We start from the raw sequence: 18680 nt of genomic DNA on the forward strand, positions 1-18680 counted from the left end.
GCATGACCGATACGAAGACGCCCGCTTCCGAGGTTGCGGCCCTGCAGCCGTCGCCGAAAGGCCTGGGCGTTCTGAAGGCGGCGTTTCACGAGCGACGCACCTTGGCCATGCTGCTGCTGGGCTTTTCCGCCGGCCTGCCCTTCGCCATGCTGTTCGGCACCTTGAACGCCTGGCTGTCGGATGCCGGCGTGTCGGTGGCCACTATCGGCATCCTGTCCTGGGTCGGCTTGTTCGGCGCCTTCAAATTTCTCTGGTCGCCTTCGGTCGGCCTGACGCCGCCGATCATCGGCAGGATGGGGCGGCGTCGGTCGTGGCTGATCCTGTGTCAGGTCGTTGTGGTGGGGGCGCTGCTGACCATCGCCTTGTCGCATCCGGGCACGGGCGCGATCGCCGTGCTGGCGGGCGCGGCGGCGCTCGGTGCCTTCGCCTCGGCCACACAGGACATCGTCATCGACACCTGGCGAATCGAGGTCGCCGACGAACGCGTGCCAGTGGACCTGCTGTCGACGGTCTATCAATTGGGTTTCCGCACTGCGGCCCTGATCGGCGGGGCGGGCGCCCTGGTTCTGGCGGACACCCTGGGCTGGTCGGCGACCTTTGTCATCGGCGCCGGTCTGATGGGCCTGGGGCTGTTGGGCACGCTGATCGCGCCCGAGCCCAAGCCGGCGCCCAGGCAGGCCATCGCCCGCGAACGCATCGGTTCGCCGCGTCTGCGCATGATGGCGCTGGCCGCCACCCTGCTTGCCTGGGCCTGGGCCGCCTTCATGCTGATCCGCTTCATGGTCACGGCGCTAAGCGTCACGCCGGCGCCGAGCGCGGGCGAGTTCACCGCCACCTGGGGCCCGTGGATCGTCGGCGGCGCCGTCATCCTGCCCGCAGCCCTGGCCGGGCTGATTGTCTGGCGGGGCGGCAAGACTGGGCCGGTTCAGGTGGAACGCGACGCGCCGCCGTTCTTGAACACCCTCTACGACGCCATTCTGGCGCCTCTGGTTGAGTTGATGGGGCGTCTGGGCTGGGGCGCGATCATCGTCCTGGGCCTGATTCTGACCTACCGCATCACCGACGGCGTCTGGGGGCCGTTCGCCTTCCCCTTCTACATGGGCGACACAGGCGGAGCCCTGGGGCACACCAAGACCGAGATCGCCCTGGCCTCCAAGACCTTCGGCGTGGTCATGACCATCCTCGGCATCGGGCTCGGCGGTTGGGCCCTGCTCGTTATTGGGCGGATGGCCAGTCTGCTGCTGGGCGCCGCCTTGTCGGCGGCCACCAATCTGCTGATGATGGATCTGGCTCTGGGCGCGCCGGTCATCCACGGTTTCATGCAGATCAGCGGCCTCTACAAGCTGTTCGGCCTGTTCCACGTGGGCGAGCCTCTGGCGCGTTTGATGCTGGCCATTGCGGGCGAGAACATCGCCGGCGGTTTCGCGGGCGCGGCCTTCGTCGCCTATCTGTCGGCCTTGTCGAACAAGATGTTCGGCGCCGTCCAATTCGCGGTGTTCACTTCGCTGGCCCTGCTGATCGGGACTCTTGGTCGGGGGGCTCTGGGCGAATTGATCGAGCATCAGGGCTATGCCGCCATGTTCGTCATCGCCGCCTGGCTGGGCGTCATCGCCGTCGTCTTCTGCGCGATGGAGTGGGTGCGTCTGACGGCCGAGCGTCGCCGTCTGAACCTGGAAACCTGACGCCCAAACGCAAAGAGGCGGCCCGAAGGCCGCCTCTCAACGTCTTGTCGGCTTTGAGCGGTCAGTCCTCGACCGATGCCCCCTCGGCGTAGGCGGCGAAGGTGGCGGCGGTGATGATCTCGTTGACCGAGGCGCCCAGGGGCACGATCTGCACCGACTTCTCCAGGCCGACCAGCAGCGGGCCGATCACCGTGGCGCCGCCCAGCGACTGCACCAGGCGGGTCGAGATGGCCGCCGAATGGATGGCCGGCATGACCAAGACGTTGGCGTCGCCGGTCAGGCGCATGAAGGGATAGTTGGCGCGCGCCTCGGGGTTCAGCGCCAGTTCGGGCGGCATTTCGCCTTCGTATTCGAAGTCGACGTCCATGGCGTCCAGGATGCGGATGGCCTCGCGGACCTTCTCGCCGCGATCGCCGGGGGGATCGCCGAAGGTCGAGTAGGACAGGAAGGCCACGCGCGGCTTGCGGCCCAGCTTCTTGACCGTGGCGGCCGCCTTGATGGCGATCTCGGCCAGTTCGGCGGCGTTGGGCAGTTCATGGATCGAGGTGTCGGCCACGAACAGGGTGCGGCCCTTGGCCAGCAGGATCGACAGGCCGATCATGCGATCCGTGACGTCCAAGACGCGGCGGACCTCTTTCAGGGCCATGTTGAAGTTGCGGGTCACGCCGGTGACCATGCAGTCGGCCTGACCGCGCGCGATCATGGTGGCGCCGAAATAGTTGCGGTCCTGATTGATCATGCGCTGCACGTCGCGACGCAGATAGCCGCGACGGTTCAGGCGCTCGTACAGCCAGTCGGTGTATTCGGCGTTGTGACCCGAGGTGCGGGCGTTGACGATCTCGATACCCAGTTCGTCGAAGTTCAGGCCCGCCTCGGCGGCGTTCTGACGGATCAGGTCCTCGCGCCCGACCAGCAGGGGCGTGCCCAGCTCAGCCTGCTTGAAGGCCCAGGCGGCGCGGATGACCGACTGCTCCTCGCCCTCGGCGAAGACCACCCGCTGCTTGGGTCCCGAGCGCACGGCCGAAGAGATCTTCTGCATCAGGGCGGCGGACGGATCGACCCGCTGCTTCAGCGCGATGCGATAGGCGTCCATGTCCTCGATCGGCCTGCGGGCCACGCCGGTGTCCATCGCCGTCTGGGCGATGAAGGGCGGGATGTACCAGATCAGGCGCGGATCGAACGGGGTCGGGATGATGTATTCCGGGCCGAACTTCAGCTTGCGACCGCGATAGGCGGCGGCGACTTCGTCCGGCACGTCCTCGCGGGCCAGCGCCGCCAGGGCGTGGGCGCAGGCGATCTTCATCTCGTGGTTGATCTGGCGCGCGCGCACGTCCAGCGCGCCCCGGAACAGATAGGGGAAGGCCAGGACGTTGTTGACCTGGTTCACATAGTCCGAGCGGCCGGTGGCGATGATGGCGTCCGAGCGCACCGACTTGACGTCTTCCGGGGTGATTTCCGGGTCGGGGTTGGCCATGGCGAAGATGATCGGCTTGGGCGCCATGGAGGCGACCATCTCCTTGCTGATCGCGCCCTTGGCCGACAGACCCAGCACCACGTCGGCGCCGACCATGGCCTCGGCCAGGGTGCGCAGGGGCGTGTCGGTGGCGTGCGCCGCCTGCCATTGCGAAACGTTGTCGCGGCCCTTGTAGATGACGCCCTGACGATCGCAGATGACGGTGTTTTCGGCTTTGACCCCGGCGGCCTTCATCAGGGCGATGGACGACAGGCCCGCGGCCCCGGCGCCCGACAGGACCACCTTGACGTCTTCCAGCTTCTTGCCGGCGACATGGCAGGCGTTGATCAGGGCGGCGGTCGAGATGATGGCCGTGCCGTGCTGGTCGTCATGGAAGACGGGGATGTCCAGCAGGTCCTGAAGCTGGGCCTCGATCTCGAAGCATTCCGGGGACTTGATGTCCTCCAGGTTGATGCCGCCCCAGGTGTCGCCGATGTTCTTGACCACGGTGACGAACTCGTCCGGGTCGGTGGTCTTCACCTCGACGTCGAAGCTGTCGACGTCGGCGAAGCGTTTGAACAGGACCGACTTGCCCTCCATCACCGGCTTGGAGGCCATGTGACCGAGGTTGCCCAGGCCGAGGATGGCCGTGCCGTTCGAGATGACGGCGACCAGATTGCCCTTGGCGGTATAGTCATAGGCCTTGTCCGCATCGGCGGCGATGGCCAGGACCGGCACGGCCACGCCCGGCGAATAGGCCAGCGACAGGTCGCGCTGGGTCGCCATCGGCTTGGTCGGGGCCATGGAGATCTTGCCCGGCGTCGGCGTGCTGTGGAACTCCAGAGCGTCGTCGTCGGAGAAGGTCTGTTTGTCGGTCAATTCGGGCATTTCGATCTCGGGAAGGGCAGGCGCCCGTCGTTCCTAGATCGTGGGAGGGGTGGGGACAACCGTTGACGCAGCGTCAGGCCGACGATTGCTCAGCTTTGTGGCAATAGCCCCGTACGCTCGATCTCGACAGGGCCGGTCATGAAGACGTGGCCGGACGCCTCGTCCCAGTCGATGGTCAGTTCCCCGCCGTCGACCACGACGGTCGCCTTGCGGTCGGTCAGGCCGCGTCGGGCGGTCGCCACCAAGGCGGCGCAGGCGCCGGTGCCGCAGGCCAGGGTCAGCCCCGCGCCGCGCTCCCAGACCCGCAGCCGGATATGATTGCGGTCGATGACCTTGGCGAAGCCGACGTTGACGCCTTCCGGGAACAGCGGGTGATGCTCGATCAACGAGCCCGAGCCGCGCACGAAGGCGTCGTCCTGCTGGTCGGTGAAGAAGACCACGTGCGGATTGCCCATGGAGACCGCGCCGGGCGTGTGCAGCAGCGGCGCATCAATTGGTCCGACCTGAAGTTCGATGCCGCGCGTGTCCATCTCCTCGGCCAGCGGGACCTCGGTCCAGTCGAGGCGGGGTTGGCCCATGTCCACCGTCACCTGATGATCGCCTGCCCGCCGCGCCGTCGTCGGTCCGGCGAGGGTGTCGATGATCACTTCTTCCTTGTCGGTGGCTTCCAGCAGCAGCCAGCCGACGCAGCGCAGGGCGTTGCCGCAGGTCTGCACCATCGAGCCGTCGGCGTTCCATACGCGCATGAAGGCGTCCGCCGTCTCGGAAGGCTCGACGCCGATCAGTTGGTCGCAGCCCCCGGTCGGCGACGCGGGGTCGCACAGGGCGCGCACCTGATCCTCGGTCGGATGAAAGCCCTCCTCGAAGGCCTGGACGACGATGAAGGCGTTTCCGGCGCCGTTCATGCGGATATAGGGGCGGGGCGTGTGGCTCATGACGGCCTTCATATAGGATTTCTCGCCAGTTCATGTATCGCTGGCGTCGATGACGTCCGAACACAGCGACAGCGGCAAACACCAGGGTCTGAGGCTGAGGGCGCGGCTACGCTATCTCTATCACGGGACCCAGCCCAAGGCGGTCAAGTTCCGCCTGATGGTCATCGTCATCGACATCGCCATCATCGGCTTCTTCCTGGCCACGCCGATCCTGAAGGAGGCGGGCTGGGTCTTCTACGTCGCCGACTATGTCGTCGCCACCATCCTGGGCCTGGACCTGGCGGCGCGGGCCTATGCCTATTCCGACATCAAGGACTGGCTGAAGCGGCCGATTGTCTGGATCGACCTGTTCGTCCTGGCCACCCTGCTCTTCCCGGTCTGGCTGGCCAACCTCGGCTTCCTGCGGCTGCTGCGATTGTGGAGCCTGCTGAACAGCGACCTGTTCTGGCGCACCATCGGTCGCCGGTTCGACGACACGCGGGTCGAGGAAATCACCCGAGCCCTGGCCGCTCTGATCACCTTCGTCTTCGTCGTGACCGGCTTCGTCTATGCCTATTTCCGGGGCAAGGCCGAGCACATCAACGGCTATCTGGACGCCCTCTATTTCACTGTGGCGACGCTGACGACCACAGGGTTCGGCGACATCACCCTGCCGGGCAACGGAGGGCGGGTCGTCTCCATCATCGTCATGCTGGTGGGCATCACCCTGTTCATCCGCCTGGCCCAGACCCTGATCCGGCCGCACAAGGTCAAGTTCCCCTGCCCCGTCTGCGGCCTGCAGAAGCACGACCCCGACGCTGTCCACTGCAAGGCCTGCGGCGAGATTCTGTGCATCCCGGACGACGGCGCCTGATCGCCCTGCGACCAAAGATGACAGGCTTGTAAGATTTCCGCCGCTTGCCGCCGCCGTCGCCTCTCGCCAAGGTGCCGACAAATTTCGTTGGGGCCCAATTCTGTTGGGAATGAAAACATGATCCGCACTCTGGCGTCCGCCGCCGCCCTTCTTCTCGCCGCCGGAGCCGCACCCGTCGCCATGGCCCATTCGTCTGAAACGCCCGCCGCCGCCGCATCCACGCCGGGCTTTGCGACCAGCGAGGCGACCGACCCCTATATCTGGCTGGAAGAGGTCGAGGGCGAGCGCGCCATGGACTGGGTCAAGGCCCACAACGCGACCTCGCTGGGCACGCTGCAAGGCGACCCGCGCTATGAAACCCTGCACCAGCAGGCCCTGGACATCGTCCAGTCGCGCGACCGCATCCCCTCGCCGGGCTTCACCCACGACGGCCACGTCGACAACTTCTGGCAGGACGCCGAGCACGTGCGCGGCATCTGGCGCCGCACGACTCTGGACTCCTATCGCACCGACGCCCCGACCTGGGAGACCATCCTCGACATCGACGCTCTGTCGGCCGCCGAGGGCAAGAACTGGGTCTATAAGGGCGCGACCTGCCTGGCGCCCGAGGAACGCTACTGCCTGCTGTCCCTCTCCGACGGCGGCAAGGACGCGGTGACGATCCGCGAGTTCGACAGCGTGACCAAGACCTTCGTGGACGGCGGTTTCAACCTGCCGGAATCCAAGGGCGGCGTGACATGGATCGACAAGGACACGGTCCTGATCTCGCGCGACTTCGGCGAGGGCTCGCTGACGGACTCGGGCTATCCGCGCACCGTCCGCCTGATGAAGCGCGGCCAGAGCGTCGATCAGGCGGTCGAGGTCTTCGCCGGCCAGAAGACCGACGTCTCCGTCTCCGGCTACACCCTGCGCGACGCGGACGGCGTGGTGCAGGCCGTGCTGCTCAACCGCGGGATCAACTTCTACGAAAGCGAAACCTGGCGCCTGAACGCCGACGGCACGACGACCCAGCTGGCCCTGCCGCTCAAGTCCAGCATCAACGCCCTGGTCGCCGGCCAGATGGTGGTGACGACGGATCAGGACTGGACCGCGCCCTCGGGTCAGGAATTCAAGACCGGCGACGTCATCGCCTGGAACCTGCAAGCCTGGCTGGCCGATCCCAAGACCCCCGCGCAACTGGTCATCCGTCCGGGCGAGCGCGAGGCGATCGAGGGCATCAACGCCACCCGCAACACCCTGGTCGTGGCGCTGTATGAAAACGTGCGCGGCTCAGTCTACGTCTATCGTCCGAACCCTGCTGGTGAATGGGCGCGTAACCGTCTGGACCTGCCGCAGAACGTCACCGTCGGCGTCGGCTCGGCCTCGGAACAGGACGACAAGATCTTCGTCAGCGTCGCCGGCTATCTGAACCCGTCCAGCCTCTATCTGGCTGATGCGGCGACCGGCGCGGTCAGCCTGACCAAGTCCCTGCCCGCCAAGTTCGACGCGACCGGCATGAAGGTGGATCAGTTCGAGGCCCGTTCGGCCGACGGCACCATGATCCCCTATTTCGTCGTCCATAAGGACGCCATGGCCATGGACGGGTCCAACCCAACGCTGCTCTACGGCTACGGCGGCTTCCAGTCGTCGCTGCTGCCGGGCTATTCGCCGACGGTCGGCAAGCTGTGGCTGGAGCGCGGCGGCGTCTATGTCATCGCCAATACGCGCGGCGGCGGCGAGTTCGGACCCAAGTGGCACCAGGCGGCCCAGCAGGAAAACCGCCAGCGCGCCCACGAGGACTTCCAGGCCGTGGCCCAGGACCTGATCACGCGCGGCATCACCAGCCAGCCGCACCTCGGGATCATGGGTGGCTCGCAAGGCGGCCTGTTCATGGGGGCCATGCTGACCCAGCGCCCGGACCTGATCAACGCCGCCGTCATCCAGGTGCCCCTGTTCGACATGCTGCGCTTCCACAAGCTGCTGGCCGGCGCCTCGTGGATCGGCGAATACGGCAACCCGGACATCCCCGAACAGCGCGCCTGGATCGAGCAATACTCGCCTTATCAGCGCCTGGCGGCGGGCCAGCCCTATCCCGAGGTCTTCATCCACACCTCGACCAAGGACGACCGCGTCCACCCCGGTCACGCCCGCAAGGCGGCGGCGCGTCTGGAGGAACTGGGCTACCCGGTCCTCTTCTATGAAAACACCGACGGCGGCCACGCCGCCGGCGCCAACCTGCGCGAAACGGCCCGCCGCATCGCGCTGGAATACACCTATCTGACGCGCCGCCTGATGGACGAACCGGCGAAGCCGTAACCCCTCCCCGCTCATCCCCGCGGAGGCGGGGACCCAGGTTTGAGCCTCACGCTCAGACCTGGGATACGAGCGAGCGTCACAGCGGCGGCTGGTTGAGCCAAAGTTCTGGGTCCCCGCCTCCGCGGGGATGAGCGGAGAAAATCATGAAGTCCCTGTTCCTGTCCGCCGCCCTGCCGGTGCTTATCCTCGCCGCGGGTCCCGCCCTGGCCCTGGCGCCGACCGACCCGACCGCCGCCGCCGCGACCAATCCCCCGCCGCACTTCCCGCGCGACCTGTCGCCCGAGGGGGTCAAGGCCGCCGACGATCACCTGGCGCTGGAAGAGGTGGACGGGGCCGAGGCGCGGGCCTTCGTCGCCGCTTCGAACGAGAAGGCGTTGGCCGCCCTGACCGGCGACCGCCGCTACGAGCCCTTCCGCCAGCAGGCCGAGGCTATCCTGACGGCCACCGACCGCATTCCCGGCGTCAACTTCCTGGGCGAAGGCCTCGGCAACTTCTGGCAGGACGCAGCCAATCCCAAGGGCGTCTGGCGTCGCACGACCCTTGACAGCTATCGCACCGCCCAGCCCCAGTGGGAGACGCTGATCGACATCGACGCCCTGGCCAAGGCTGAGGGCCGCGACTGGGTGTTCAAGGGCGCCGACTGCCTGGCCCCGGACGAGACCCGCTGCCTGATCAACCTGTCGGACGGCGGCAAGGACGCCGTGACAGTCCGCGAGTTCGACCTGACGACCAAGACCTTCGTCGAGAACGGTTTCGTCATCCCCGAAGGCAAGCACCGCCTGACCTGGCTGGATCGCGACACCCTGCTGATCGCCACCGACTTCGGTCCCAACACCATGACGGAGTCGGGCTATCCCTTCATCGTCAAATCCCTGAAGCGCGGGCAGCCTCTGGCCCAGGCGACCGAGGTCTATCGCGGCCAGCAGTCCGACGGCGGCTACGGCGTCTCGCCCATGGTCTTCCGTGATAAGGCCGGCGCGGTCGAGGCCGTCCTGTTCAGCCGCCCGCTGGACACCTTCCGCTCGGAAATCTGGCGTCTGGCGGACGGCAAGCCGGTCAAGCTGAACCTGCCGGAACGCGTCGCTGTCGAAGGCGTCATGGCCGGCAATCTGATCTTCTCGCCGGATCAGGCCTGGAGCTTCGACGGTCAGGACTATGCCGCCGGTTCCCTGCTGTCCCTGCCGCTCGGGGTTCTGGGACCTGTCCGGCTCGATATCGCCATCGGCGCCCAGCGGGCGACCGTCTTCACGCCTTCGCCGCGCCAGTCGCTGCAAAACGTGACGGTCTTCTCTGACAGCATCGTCACGGTGATCGCCGACAACGTCGTCGGCACGCTGAAGCGCTTCACCCCGAGCGCGAACGGCTGGACCGTGACCGAACTGGCCGTCCCCGCCAACAGCGCTGTGGGTCTGGGCGACAGCTCCAAGTCGAAGGGCCAGGTCTTCGTCTCGACGCAGGGCTTCCTGACGCCGCCGACCCTCAGCCTGGCCGACGTCGCCGCCGCCGCCCTGACCGAGCTGAAGTCGGCCCCGGCCAAGTTCGACGCCTCGACCCATGTGGTCGAGCAGTTCGAGGCGACCTCGAGCGACGGGACGAAGATCCCCTACTTCGTCACCCGGCCCAGGGACCTGGCGATGGACGGGACCGGCCCGACCATCCTGTTCGGCTACGGCGGCTTCCAGGCCAGCTTCCCGCCCGCCTACAAGCCCGAGATGGGCAAGCTCTGGCTCGAAAACGGCGGCGTCTTCGTCCAGGCCAATATCCGCGGCGGCGGCGAGTTCGGTCCCGCCTGGCACCAGGCGGCCCTGCGTGAGGACCGCCAGCGCGCCTTCGACGACTTCGCCGCCGTGGCCCGCGATCTGGAACAGCGCAAGATCACCAGCCCGCGCCACCTGGGCATCTATGGCCGCTCGAACGGCGGGGTCCTGACGAGCGTGTCGATCACCCAGCACCCGGAACTGTTCAATGCGGCGGTGATCGAGAGCCCGCTGATCGACATGCTGCGCTATCAGGACCTGCCCGCCGGCGCCTCGTGGATCGGCGAATACGGCGATCCGCGCATCCCCGCCGACGCCGAATTCATCGCCCGCTACTCGGCCTATCAGCAGCTGCGGCCCGAGGCGAAGTACCCGCGCGTCTACATCACCACCAATACGCGCGACGACCGGGTCCACCCCGGCCACGCCCGCAAGTTCGCCGCGCGCCTGGGCGAGCAGGGCCATGACCACCTCTATTTCGAGGACACGGCCGGCGGTCACTCCAACGACGCCGACCCGGTCGCCAACGCCCGCCGCTGGGCCCGGCACTACGTCTATCTCAGCCAGCAGTTGATGGACTGAGCCCGCGCGTCATCCCGGAAGCGGCGCAGCCGCTATCCGGGACCGCTAGGGGCGCTGACGTCTGCGTCTTGGGCGGTCCCGGCTCTCCGCTTCGCTGCGGCCGGGATGACGTGAAGGGAGCGCGGCCTCAAGCAGCCCGAAGGGCGATAGGCCAAGGATAATGTCCTTCACGGTTTTATGAGCGGCGCGGACGGATCGAGGGGCTAGGATCGCCAGATGACGGCACGGGGTTCGATCAGGTTTGGGGTGATGGCGGCGGCCCTCGCGGGCGTCGGCCTTCTGACCGCCGCGGCCTCGCCGCCGCGCGAGCGCGACGCGACGGTCCAGCCGGTGGTGGTCGAGCTGTTCACCGCCCAGGGCTGCTCCGGCTGCCCCGACGCCAACCGCACCCTGGAGGCAGTGGCCAATGAGCCAGGCGTCATCGCCCTGACCTACGGCGTGGGTTACTGGGATTATCTCGGCTGGTCCGACACCTTCGCCAAACCCGAGTTCGCCGCCCGTCAGCAGGCCTATCGTCAGGCGCTGAGGTTGAGGAACGTCTCGACGCCCCAGGTGGTGATCGACGGTCGTCGTCACCTGTCGGGGGCCCGCCCGCCTGAGCTTCAGGCCGCCATCGACGCCGAGGCCGCCGCCCGCCTGTGGCCGCCCGAGATCGAGTTCCGCGAAACCGGCGACCGGGTCGGCGTCGGCTCGGGCCGACCCCCCGTCGGCGGCGCCGAGGTCATGGCCGTGGTCTATCAACCTGGCCTGCAGACGGTCGAGGTCAAACAGGGCGACAATCGCGGCCAGGCCGTGCGCCACGTCAATGTGGTGCGCGAAATACGACGACTGGGCGACTGGACCGGGCGTCCGGTTCTTTTTGCTCTTCCGGCCGATTCCGCCTCTGAAGACAACGTCGTAGTGCTGGTTCAGGCCAAGACGGACCGCCGCATTCTGTCGGCGGCTCGTCGGTCGGAACCGAGGGCCGATTGAACCGCTGACGGAAAGCGGTTAAAGGCCCGCCGCTCTTGATGGGCGCGCCCTTCGCGCGACCCGGAGGTTATGCATGGCTGGGGACACGCCCCGTGGCGACGTGAACGCGTCCGCCGCAAACGCTTCCGAACAACCGAACGCCGGGACTCCCTCTCCGCCCCACCAGGGCGCAGGGCACGGCAAGGCGACGCATCGCGCCCTGATTCTGGGCGCCATCGGCGTGGTCTTCGGCGACATCGGCACCAGTCCGATCTACGCCCTGCGCGAGGCCATCGGCCACGCCCAGAAGGGCGTCGGCGGCGAACTGGCCATCATCGGCGTGGTCTCCCTGGCCTTCTGGGCCCTGATGATCGTGGTGACGTTCAAATACGTCATGTTCCTGATGCGGGCCGACAACAAGGGCGAGGGCGGCACCCTGTCGCTGATGGCCCTGGCCCAGCATGCGGTCGGCCGACGCAGCGCCTGGCTGTTCATTCTCGGCGTCTGCGGCGCGGCCCTGTTCTACAGCGACGGCGTCATCACCCCGGCCATCTCGGTGCTGTCGGCGGTCGAGGGTCTGAAGGACGCGCCGGGCCTGAACGGCGAGCTGGACCCCTTCATCCTGCCGATCTCGGCGGGCATCCTGATCGCCCTGTTCATGGTCCAGTCGCGCGGCACCGCCGGTCTGGCCAAGTTCTTCGGCCCCATCACCGCCGTCTGGTTCCTCAGCCTGGGCGTGATGGGTCTGATGCACATTTTCGACGACATCTCGATCCTGCGCGCCCTGTCGCCGACCTATGGCGTCCAGCTGCTGCTCAAGGACGGCTTCCTCGGCTTCGTCATCCTCGGCAGCGTCTTCCTGGCCGTCACGGGGGCCGAGGCCCTCTATGCGGACATGGGTCATTTCGGCAAGGCGCCGATTCGTCAGGGCTGGCTGTTCGTGGTCCTGCCCTGTCTGACGCTCAACTATCTGGGCCAGGGCGCCTTCCTGCTGGCCAACCCCGGCGCGGCCGACAACCCGTTCTGGAACATGGTGCCGCAGATGGTCTACTGGCCCATGCTGATCCTGGCCACGGCGGCCACGGTCATCGCCAGCCAGGCCGTCATCACCGGCGCCTTCTCGGTGACGCAACAGGCGGTCCAGCTGGGCCTGCTGCCGCGCATCGACATCCGCAACACCTCCGAGACCCTGGCCGGCCAGATCTATGTCCCGGCGGTCAACAGCCTGCTGATGATCGGGGTGCTGTTCCTGCTGCTGACCTTCCAGTCGTCGCATAATCTGACGGCGGCCTACGGCGTGGCCGTGACCGGCACCATGCTGGTCAATACCCTCATGGCCTGGTCGGTTGTGACCAAGAAGTGGAAGTGGCCGATGTGGGCGGTGCTGGGCACCCTGGTTCCCTTCGGCTTCATCGACGGCGTCTTCCTGACCTCCAACCTGCTCAAGATTCCGGACGGCGCCTGGATGCCGCTGGTTCTGGGCGGCGGCCTGGTGCTGATCATGTGGACGTGGGTGCGCGGCACCCAGATCCTGACCGAGAAGACCCGCAAGGACAGTCTGCCTCTCACCGACCTGATCGAGATGCTGAAGGCCCGTCCGCCGCACCGGGCGCCGGGCACGGCCATCTTCCTGACCTCGGACCCCGAGGTCGCGCCGGTGGCCCTGATGCACAACCTGAAGCACAACAAGGTGCTGCACGAGAAGAACGTCATCCTGACGGTCCACACCGCCGACCGCCCGCGCGTGTCCGACAGCCAGCGGGTGACGATGGAGCCGATCAGCGACGACTTCAAACGGCTGACCATCACCTACGGCTTCATGGAGACGCCGAACGTGCCGCGCGCGCTCGGCCTGTGCCGCAAGCAGGGGCTGAAGTTCGACATCATGTCGACCAGCTTCTTCCTGGGCCGTCGTTCCGTGGTCGCTTCCGCGCGTCAGGGGATGCCTCTCTGGCAGGACAAGCTGTTCATCTTCCTGATGCGCAACGCCGCCAATCCGACCGACTTCTTCCATATCCCGCCCGGCCGCGTGGTCGAGCTGGGCACGCAGGTTTCCGTATGAGTGGTGGTACGCCCAAGGGTAAGAGTTCGGCGGCGCGCGGTCGCCGCATGGCCGAGAAATCGCGTCCGCGTCGCGAGGCCCAGCCCGAGATCGTCACCGATGATCCCCACGCCGACATCGGCGTGGAGGCTCGCCTGGTCGCGGGCATCCTGCTGAACGCCGCGCTGGAGAAGCGCACAGGTCTGGACGAGGCTCTGTCCCAGTCCCCGGCCAAGGATCTGGCGGGCCCCGACCGGGCCTTCGCCCGCGCCGTGGCCATGGCCGCCCTGCGTCGTCTGGGCGAGATCGACCAGATTCTGGACCGCCGCCTGCAAAAGGCGCCGCCGGCCCCAGTCCGCACCATCCTGCGCGTCGCCCTGGCCCAGACCCTGGTCCTGGGCACGCCCGCCTTCGCCGCCGTCTCCACCGCAGTCAAGCTGGCCGAGCGGGACGCCAAGACCCGGCCCTACAAGAACCTGGTCAACGCCGTGCTGCGCGGCGTGGACCGTGACGGTCCCGGCCTGACCACGGCCGAATCCAACCTGCCCGACTGGCTGGCCGCCCGCTGGAAGGCGACCTATGGCGAGGCCAACCTCATCGGTCTGGCCTTGGCCACCCGCGACGAGCCCGCCACCGATCTCAGCGCCAAACCCGGCGTCGATCTGGACGCCCTGGCTCAGGACGTCGAGGGCGAGGTCCTGCCTGGCGGCACGGTCCGCACCGGCAAGCGCGGCGATGTCGCCGGCTGGCCGGGCTTCGAGGCCGGCGACTGGTGGGTCCAGGACGCCGCCGCCGCCGTCCCCGCCCGCCTGCTGGCCGCCAAGGCCGGAGAGACGGTTCTGGACATGTGCGCTGCGCCCGGCGGCAAGACCCTGCAGCTGGCCGCCGCCGGCGCTGACGTTGTCGCTCTGGACCGTTCGGCGGCGCGCCTGAAGCGTCTGAAACAGAATTTCGACCGCACCGGCCTGCCGGTCGAGGTCGTGGCCGTTCCCGCCGAGGACTGGGAGGACGACCGCACCTTCGACGCGGTCCTGCTGGACGCCCCCTGCACCGCCACCGGCACCTATCGCCGCAACCCCGAAGTCCTGCGCGCCACCCGCCCCGCCGAGGTGGCCAAGCTGGCCGACGTGCAGCACCGTCTGCTGGACGTCGCCGCCGAGAAGGTGAAGCCCGGCGGCCGTCTGGTCTATTGCGTCTGCTCGCTAGAACGCGAAGAGGGCGAGACCCAGATCATCGCCTTCCTGCGCCGCAACCCGGCCTTCCGCACCGTCCCCGCCGTCCCCGCCGAGATCGGCGCCCCGGACGAGGCCCTGACCCCCGAAGGCTGGCTGCGCATCCTGCCCTCGCAATGGGCCGAACGCGGCGGCGTCGACGGCTTCTTCGTCGCGAAGCTGGAGCGCATCGAGGGCTAGGCTCCGTCGAGCCGTTTCAGGAATAGGTCGAGGCCCTCTCCCTCTCCGTCATCCTCGGGCTTGACCCGAGGATCGGGCGCCAGTCCGAACAGGCTGGGATAGAGGTCTTGCCACTCGGGGTTGGTCTTCTCGACCAATCCCAGCTTCCACGTGCGTTTCCAGCGTTTGAGCGCCTTCTCGCACCGGATCGCCTCGGTGACGAAGCCGTGCGTCTCGTACCAGACGAAGGTCTTACAACCGTAGCGTTGGGCGAAGCCTTCGACCCTGTCCTCGCGATGCTGGCGGATGCGTTCGTAGAGGTTCGACGTCATGCCGACGTAGAGGACGCCGAGCGGACGGCTGGCCAGGATATAGGCGGCGATGAAGGGGCGGCGCTCATTCATGGAACGTCGAGTGGCGGACAACTCGATCCTCGGGTCAAGCCCGAGGATGACGGTGTGTATGGCGCCAAGGGCTGACGCCGGGTCCCGATGGTGCTAGAGCGCGCGCCATCTCCCCGCCCCAGCTGTTAACGGACGCCGCCCATGCCCGCCGCTCCCGACTTTCCGCCCGCCCCGGACGCGATCAAACCTGTCCGCGCCCTGATTTCATTGTCGGACAAGGCCGGGCTGGAGGATGTCGCGCGCACCCTGGCCGGTCTCGGCGTCGAGCTGGTCTCGACCGGCGGCACCAAGGCGGCGATCGCGGGCTATGGCCTGCCGGTCAAGGACGTGGCCGATCTGACCGGCTTCCCGGAAATGATGGACGGCCGGGTCAAGACCCTGCACCCCGTCGTGCACGGCGGCCTGCTGGGCGTGCGCAACGCCTCGGCCCACGCCGCCGCCATGACCGAGCACAATATCGGCGCCATCGATATCGTCTGGATCGACCTCTATCCGTTCGAGAAGACGGTCGAGGACGGCGGCGGCTTTGAAGCGGCCATCGAGAACATCGACATCGGCGGCCCGGCCATGATCCGTTCGGGCTCCAAGAACCACGGCCACGTCGCCGTCGCCGTGGACTCGATCAGCATCGGCCTGATCATCGAGGCCCTGAAGGCCGACGGCGCGACCACGCTGGCCCTGCGCAAGCAACTGGCCGCCCGCGCCTTCGCCCGCACCGCCGCCTATGACGCCGCCGTCTCGTCCTGGTTCGCCGGCCAGTTGAACGACGCCGCCCCGGCCCGCAAGTCGATCGCCGGCTCGCTGGCCCAGACCCTGCGCTATGGCGAGAACCCGCACCAGACCGGCGCCTTCTACCGCACCGGCGAGAAGCGTCCGGGCGTGGCCTATGCGACGCAGGTCCAAGGCAAGGAGCTGGGCTACAACAACATCGCCGACGCCGACGCCGCCTATGAGCTGGTGGCCGAGTTCGAGAGCCCGGCCTGCGTCATCGTCAAGCACGCCAACCCCTGCGGCGTGGCCGTCGGCGCCACCCTGTCGGAAGCCTACGCCCGCGCGCTGGAATGCGATGCGGTGTCGGCCTTCGGCGGCGTCATCGCCGTCAACCGCCCGCTGAACGGCGAGGACGCCCGCGCCATCACCGGCATCTTCACCGAGGTCGTCATCGCCCCCGGCGCCGATGAAGAGGCCAAGGACGTCTTCGCCGCCAAGAAGAACCTGCGCCTGCTGATCACCGACGGCCTGCCCGACCCGCACGGCGCGGGCGAGGTTTTCCGCTCGGTGGCCGGCGGCTTCCTGGTTCAGTCGCGCGACCGCTCGCTGATCAAGCCGGAAGACCTGAAGATCGTCACGCGCCGCCAGCCGACGCCGACCGAGATCCAGGACATGCTGTTCGCCTTCACCGTGGCCAAGCACGTCAAGTCCAACGCCATCGTCTATGCCAAGGACGGCCAGACGGCGGGCATCGGCGCCGGCCAGATGAACCGTCGCGACAGCGCCCGCATCGCCGCCATCCGCGCCAAGGAAGCCGGCGAGGCCCATGCTTCAAGAGTGGGGGGCCTGGCCCATTCGCTGGCCCAAGGGTCCGCCTGCGCGTCGGAAGCCTTCTTCCCCTTCGCCGACGGCCTGCTGGAAGCCATCGCCGCCGGCGCCACGGCGGTGATCCAGCCGGGCGGCTCGATGCGCGACGCCGAGGTCATCGCCGCCGCCGACGAGAACAACATCGCCATGGCCTTCACGGGCGTGCGCGTCTTCCGGCACTAGGCAGGAAGGGCGCTAACGCGAGCGACGCGGTCGCACGCTGCTTGAGCGCAAGAAGAAGGGCGCTGCCGGTCGTCGGCAGCGCCCTTTTTCGTGGCCGATTTTTAGCGCCACACCTTCAACGCCGCTCATCCCGGCGGACGCCGGGACCCAGTGCTTTGGCTTCAGGCGTCGCGCCCAAGGATAGAGCTCAAGACTGGCGCTCTCACTGGATCCCGGCGTCCGCCGGGATGAGCGGGAGTGGAACGTCAGTCCTCGATTACCTCGTGCGCGCCCGCGCGGCCCAGGCGCCAGTAGCCGGCCACCTTCATCCATTTCGGATTGAAGGCGCGTGCGGCCAGAAGCGCCGCGCGCATCGAGCGAGCCACCGAGGTCTCGCAGGCGACCCAGACATAGGCGTCGCTCGGGTCGATCCGCCCCGCCGCCGCGACCGCCGCCGCCGTCAGGGCCTCAGGCCGACCGCGCGCGCCGCCGTTGCGATGCACCCAGACGATCTCGACCTCGGCGGCGCTGGTCAATGCCAGCTCGCCCGAGGCGTCGGCCACCTCGATGCAGGCGACAGCCCGCGCTCCGGCGGGCAGTTCCTCCAGCCGTCGGGCGATGGCGGGAATAGCCGCCTCGTCGCCGACCAGCAGGTGCTCGGCGAAGCTGGTGGGGACCAGAAACGAGCCTCGAGGCCCGCCCAGACCCAGTTCGTCTCCGACCTGCGCGTCCTCGGCCCAGGCCGTCGCCGGGCCGCCGTGACCGACCGCGAAGTCGAGGGTCAGCCGCCGGTTCGCGGCGTCAAAGGCGCGCGGGGTATAGTCGCGCGCCACAGGCTTCGGCTCGGCGAAGACCGGCCCGTCCGCCCCTACGGTCGGCAGGACCACCGCCTGACCGCGCGGCGCCGGGAAGATCTTCACATGGTCGTCAAAGCCGGGGCTGAAGAAGCCCTCCAGTTCGTCGCCGGTCAGGACGATGCGCTTCAGCACCGGCGTCAGCTGCTCGAACGCCTCGACGCGGGCGCGACGGAATTTCAGCTCATGCCGAACCCGGCGCGGCTGGCGCAGATGCGTCTCGCTCATGCCTGCCGCACCTTCTCGGCGGCGGCCTCCAGCAGGTCGGCGATAGCCTCGACCTCGGCCTCGGTCAACGGCGGCTCCTGGGTCAGGCGTCGATGCGTCGCGGTGCGCAGCGCCTCGATGGCCTGGGCGATGCGCGCGGGTCGGTCGGGGCGTCCCTGCAGAGCCTTCATCTTCATCTCGATGTGGGCCAGGGCCTCGGTGTTTTCCGTCAGCAGGCGACGGCCTTCGTCGGTGATCGCATAGCGTTTCTTGCCGCCCTCGGCGGCGACGCTGACCGCGCCCATGTCCTCCAGCAGGGCCAGACTGGGATAGATGACGCCGGGGCTGGGGGCATAGGTCCCGCCCATGCGGCTCTCGATGCCCTTGATCAGTTCATAGCCGTGGCTCGGCTTGTCGGCGATCATCGACAGCAGCACCCAGCGCAGGGCGCCGTGCTCGAACATACGCCCGCCGCCGCGCCGCCCGTGGCGCTCGCCGCGCATCCGGCCTTCGCCGCCCATGCCGGGGCCGCGCCCGCCTTCAGGGCGCATAGGACGGCCGTGACCGCCCCTGCCGAAACCGTGGCCGCCGTGACGGCCGTGCCCAAAGCCGCCGCCTGTGTTCTCGATCCTCTTGGAGCCTCTCAT

The 18680-nt window shown here is 67.9% G+C and carries 13 protein-coding genes; 8 read left to right on the forward strand and 5 right to left on the reverse strand.

Annotated features, from left to right (window positions below):
* Positions 1–2 precede the first annotated feature (2 nt).
* Positions 3–1682: an AmpG family muropeptide MFS transporter gene (locus DXK21_RS07115; protein ID WP_114817088.1), complete on the forward strand. Its 1680-nt coding sequence runs from the start codon at positions 3–5 to the stop codon at positions 1680–1682.
* A 61-nt stretch (positions 1683–1743) separates the two neighbouring features.
* Here the strand turns inward: DXK21_RS07115 and DXK21_RS07120 are convergent, their stop codons facing one another.
* Together DXK21_RS07120 and dapF are read right to left on the reverse strand one after the other, a co-directional pair.
* The gene (locus DXK21_RS07120; RefSeq protein WP_114817089.1) at positions 1744–4023 is read right to left on the reverse strand and encodes an NADP-dependent malic enzyme; all 2280 of its coding nucleotides are present in this window, start codon (positions 4021–4023) and stop codon (positions 1744–1746) included.
* A gap of 89 nt (positions 4024–4112) precedes the next feature.
* Positions 4113–4958, reverse strand: coding sequence for a diaminopimelate epimerase (dapF, locus tag DXK21_RS07125; protein WP_245945136.1), 846 nt, complete (start codon positions 4956–4958; stop codon positions 4113–4115).
* A 49-nt stretch (positions 4959–5007) separates the two neighbouring features.
* Here dapF and DXK21_RS07130 point away from each other — a divergent pair, with 49 nt between their 5' ends.
* The 6 genes from DXK21_RS07130 to DXK21_RS07155 all read left to right on the forward strand — a co-directional run bounded on the left by DXK21_RS07130 (position 5008) and on the right by DXK21_RS07155 (position 14849).
* Positions 5008–5811, forward strand: coding sequence for a potassium channel family protein (locus DXK21_RS07130; RefSeq protein WP_114817091.1), 804 nt, complete (start codon positions 5008–5010; stop codon positions 5809–5811).
* Between the two features lie 117 nt (positions 5812–5928).
* A complete protein-coding gene (locus DXK21_RS07135) occupies positions 5929–8106 on the forward strand; it encodes a prolyl oligopeptidase family serine peptidase (RefSeq protein WP_114817092.1) in 2178 nt (725 codons plus the stop codon).
* A gap of 143 nt (positions 8107–8249) precedes the next feature.
* A complete protein-coding gene (locus DXK21_RS07140; protein ID WP_114817093.1) occupies positions 8250–10445 on the forward strand; it encodes a prolyl oligopeptidase family serine peptidase in 2196 nt (731 codons plus the stop codon).
* A gap of 216 nt (positions 10446–10661) precedes the next feature.
* Positions 10662–11417, forward strand: a complete 756-nt coding sequence (locus DXK21_RS07145) for a DUF1223 domain-containing protein (protein ID WP_114817094.1) — start codon at positions 10662–10664, stop codon at positions 11415–11417.
* Positions 11418–11490: 73 nt separating this feature from the next.
* The gene (locus DXK21_RS07150) at positions 11491–13458 is read left to right on the forward strand and encodes a potassium transporter Kup (RefSeq protein ID WP_114817095.1); all 1968 of its coding nucleotides are present in this window, start codon (positions 11491–11493) and stop codon (positions 13456–13458) included.
* Entirely contained in the window at positions 13455–14849 is a 1395-nt protein-coding gene (locus tag DXK21_RS07155; protein WP_114817096.1) for an RsmB/NOP family class I SAM-dependent RNA methyltransferase, read from the forward strand. Before DXK21_RS07150 ends, DXK21_RS07155 begins: the two co-directional genes overlap by 4 nt.
* Here the strand turns inward: DXK21_RS07155 and DXK21_RS07160 are convergent.
* Positions 14846–15232 (reverse strand): GIY-YIG nuclease family protein, encoded by a 387-nt coding sequence (locus DXK21_RS07160; RefSeq protein WP_114817097.1) that lies wholly within the window; start codon positions 15230–15232, stop codon positions 14846–14848. The two genes, DXK21_RS07155 and DXK21_RS07160, sit on opposite strands and share 4 nt — an antisense overlap.
* Positions 15233–15373: 141 nt before the next feature.
* Here DXK21_RS07160 and purH point away from each other — a divergent pair, with 141 nt between their 5' ends.
* Positions 15374–16993 (forward strand): bifunctional phosphoribosylaminoimidazolecarboxamide formyltransferase/IMP cyclohydrolase, encoded by a 1620-nt coding sequence (gene purH, locus DXK21_RS07165; RefSeq protein WP_114817098.1) that lies wholly within the window; start codon positions 15374–15376, stop codon positions 16991–16993.
* A gap of 245 nt (positions 16994–17238) precedes the next feature.
* Here purH and DXK21_RS07170 read toward each other — a convergent pair whose 3' ends face one another.
* Both DXK21_RS07170 and DXK21_RS07175 read right to left on the reverse strand, forming a co-directional pair.
* Positions 17239–18054 (reverse strand): siderophore-interacting protein, encoded by an 816-nt coding sequence (locus DXK21_RS07170; RefSeq protein ID WP_114817099.1) that lies wholly within the window; start codon positions 18052–18054, stop codon positions 17239–17241.
* Complete coding sequence (locus DXK21_RS07175; RefSeq protein ID WP_114817100.1) at positions 18051–18680, reverse strand: PadR family transcriptional regulator; 630 nt, start codon at positions 18678–18680, stop codon at positions 18051–18053. Before DXK21_RS07175 ends, DXK21_RS07170 begins: the two co-directional genes overlap by 4 nt.

Source organism: Brevundimonas bullata (assembly GCF_003350205.1).
Lineage (GTDB): Bacteria > Pseudomonadota > Alphaproteobacteria > Caulobacterales > Caulobacteraceae > Brevundimonas > Brevundimonas bullata.

Excerpts from the sequence above, each read along its gene's own strand:
- DXK21_RS07115 (WP_114817088.1), top strand. The coding sequence starts at position 3 with ATGACCGATACGAAGACGCCCGCTTCCGAGGTTGCGGCCCTGCAGCCG.
- DXK21_RS07120 (WP_114817089.1), bottom strand. The coding sequence starts at position 4,023 with ATGCCCGAATTGACCGACAAACAGACCTTCTCCGACGACGACGCTCTG.
- dapF (WP_245945136.1), bottom strand. The coding sequence starts at position 4,958 with ATGAGCCACACGCCCCGCCCCTATATCCGCATGAACGGCGCCGGAAAC.
- DXK21_RS07130 (WP_114817091.1), top strand. The coding sequence starts at position 5,008 with ATGACGTCCGAACACAGCGACAGCGGCAAACACCAGGGTCTGAGGCTG.
- DXK21_RS07135 (WP_114817092.1), top strand. The coding sequence starts at position 5,929 with ATGATCCGCACTCTGGCGTCCGCCGCCGCCCTTCTTCTCGCCGCCGGA.
- DXK21_RS07140 (WP_114817093.1), top strand. The coding sequence starts at position 8,250 with ATGAAGTCCCTGTTCCTGTCCGCCGCCCTGCCGGTGCTTATCCTCGCC.
- DXK21_RS07145 (WP_114817094.1), top strand. The coding sequence starts at position 10,662 with ATGACGGCACGGGGTTCGATCAGGTTTGGGGTGATGGCGGCGGCCCTC.
- DXK21_RS07150 (WP_114817095.1), top strand. The coding sequence starts at position 11,491 with ATGGCTGGGGACACGCCCCGTGGCGACGTGAACGCGTCCGCCGCAAAC.
- DXK21_RS07155 (WP_114817096.1), top strand. The coding sequence starts at position 13,455 with ATGAGTGGTGGTACGCCCAAGGGTAAGAGTTCGGCGGCGCGCGGTCGC.
- DXK21_RS07160 (WP_114817097.1), bottom strand. The coding sequence starts at position 15,232 with ATGAATGAGCGCCGCCCCTTCATCGCCGCCTATATCCTGGCCAGCCGT.
- purH (WP_114817098.1), top strand. The coding sequence starts at position 15,374 with ATGCCCGCCGCTCCCGACTTTCCGCCCGCCCCGGACGCGATCAAACCT.
- DXK21_RS07170 (WP_114817099.1), bottom strand. The coding sequence starts at position 18,054 with ATGAGCGAGACGCATCTGCGCCAGCCGCGCCGGGTTCGGCATGAGCTG.
- DXK21_RS07175 (WP_114817100.1), bottom strand. The coding sequence starts at position 18,680 with ATGAGAGGCTCCAAGAGGATCGAGAACACAGGCGGCGGCTTTGGGCAC.